We start from the raw sequence: 2,165 nt of genomic DNA on the forward strand, positions 1-2,165 counted from the left end.
AGGCTGGCGGAAATCCGCTCGCGACTTGGCGGCGTGACGAAGGCGTCCGCTGCCGACACGAAGGCGTTGGCCGACGCAGAGGCGAAAGGCATCATCACTGCCAAGGAGAGGGCGGCCCTCGAGCTGCAGCTGATCCAGAAGCGCCGAGGTGCCAGCGCTGCAGAAGCTCCCTACAAGGCCGCGGCGCGCGAGGTGGATCAGCTCACCGCATCGCTGCAGCGCAGGCTTGATCTCGGGCGCGAGCTGACGCAGGCCGAGGAACTCGAGATCCGCTTGGCCGACCAGCTCGCCGACAAGGCCGACAAGCTGCGGGCCGGGGAACGAGAGCTGCTGCTGCAGAAGAACGCGCGAGCGGTCGCGGTCCAGCGTGCGATCGACCAGGCCACTGAAGAGGCCCGCGTGGCGGAGGCGGTCGCCCGTGCCCGCGCTGACCTGCGCAACGCGGAGAGCCAAGGCATAGACGACTACATCACCAAGCAGGAGAAGGCCCGGCAAGAGTCCCTGGAGTCCGTCAAGGAGCGTTTGTCGGCGCTCAAGGACGAGGAGGCCGCGGCGGCCAAGGCGCGCGACCTGAACATCTCATTGGCCGAGGCGGTCGAGCTGGTGGCCATCGCACGCCTGCATGAGGCGCAGGCCAAGTTGCGCGATGACTCCAAGCAGTTCGCCGATCTGCAGCGGGAGATCGACGCTCGGCGCGAGCTGCTCGAGCTCTTGGGCAGCAAGGCCAGCCGGGACGCCGGCGAGAAGGCGGCGCAGGACGCGGCGGACGCATGGAAGCGCACCGTGGAGCAGACCGGGCAGTCGCTCGCGGACGCTCTCATGCAGGGCGGCCGCTCGGCGCGTGAGTACATCGTCGGCCTGTTCCGCACGATGACGCTGCGCCCCGTGATCCAGGCCATCGTCGCGCCCGTGGTCGGCGCGGCATCTGCGCTGCTCTCCGGTGGTGCGTCGGCGGCATCAGGCGTCTCGCAAGGCGCCGGACTGCTGGGGACGCTCGGCAACGTCGCGTCGCTGTTCTCCAGGGAAGTGGGTGCATCGTTCGGTTCGCTTGCGGCGTCTGCCGGCAAGCTGTTCGGTTCGTCTGCGCTGTCCTCGTTCGGGGCAGGGATGCAGGGCAGCAGCCTCGCGGCGGGCCTGGCCGGACCAACCACGGCCGGTGCGAGCGGTGCCCTAGGGGTAGGTGGCACCCTGGCCGCTGCGGCGCCCTATATCGCCGCTGCGGTGGCGTTGTATGCCGCCAAGGATGCGCTCTTCGGCCGCAAGCTCAAGGACACGAGCATCGTCGGCACCTTCGGCGGCGACGCAGGGTTTGCGGGCAGCACCGAGCAGTTCTTCAAGGGCGGGCTGTTTCGCAGCAACAAGACGACCACGCAGGCCCTGGGGGCTGATCTGACCGACCCACTGGCCGCCGGCGCGAAGGCGGTTCGCGCCCAGGTGGAGGCCTACGCGGCGGCCTTGGCGCTGCCTACTCAGGCGGTTGAGAGCTTCACCGAGAGCATCAGGTTCTCGGTCAAGGGCCTCAGCGCCGATCAGATCAACGCCAAGCTGCAGGAAGCCCTGGCGGGCTACGGTCAGGCGCTGGCCGGCACCCTGACTGCCGACATCGGCCCGTTCGCCAAGGCCGGCGAGCGGGCTGGCGACACATTGGCGCGGCTGGCCACTTCGCTTGGCAACGTCAACCCACTGTTGTCGCAGCTAGGTCTTGATCTGCTGGGCGTGAGCGCTGCCGGCGGGGACGCGGCTTCCAAGCTGGTCGACCTGTTCGGCGGCGTCGACAAGCTGGGCAGCGCAGCCGGCATCTTCTACGAGCAGTTCTATTCCGAGCAAGAGCGCGCCGACCAGGCGCGCCAGGCGCTTGCCGCGACCCTGGCAGACGTAGGCCTCGCGGTGCCCGCGACGCGCGACGCCTTCCGCGACCTGGTGGAGGCGCAGGACCTGACCACTGAGGGCGGGCGCTCGGCATTCGCGGCGCTGCTCGAGGTGTCGGGTGCGTTCGCCGAGCTGACACCTGCGTCGGGCAAGTTGGCTGAGACGCTCAAGGACGCAGCTGCCATTGCGCAGGAAAGAGCGGCGCTCGAGGAGCGCTTGCTTGGTCTGCAGGGCGACACTGCCGTGCTGCGCGAGCGCGAGCGTGCGGCGCTCGACGAGAGCAACCGCGCGCTGTT

At 69.2% G+C, this 2,165-nt stretch carries 1 pseudogene; it reads left to right on the forward strand.

From position 1 onward, the window contains the following. Window positions 1–2,165, forward strand: a pseudogene (locus CAPSK01_RS19845) (hypothetical protein); the annotation flags it as partial.

This window comes from Candidatus Accumulibacter vicinus, from assembly GCF_000584955.1.
Classification (GTDB): domain Bacteria; phylum Pseudomonadota; class Gammaproteobacteria; order Burkholderiales; family Rhodocyclaceae; genus Accumulibacter; species Accumulibacter vicinus.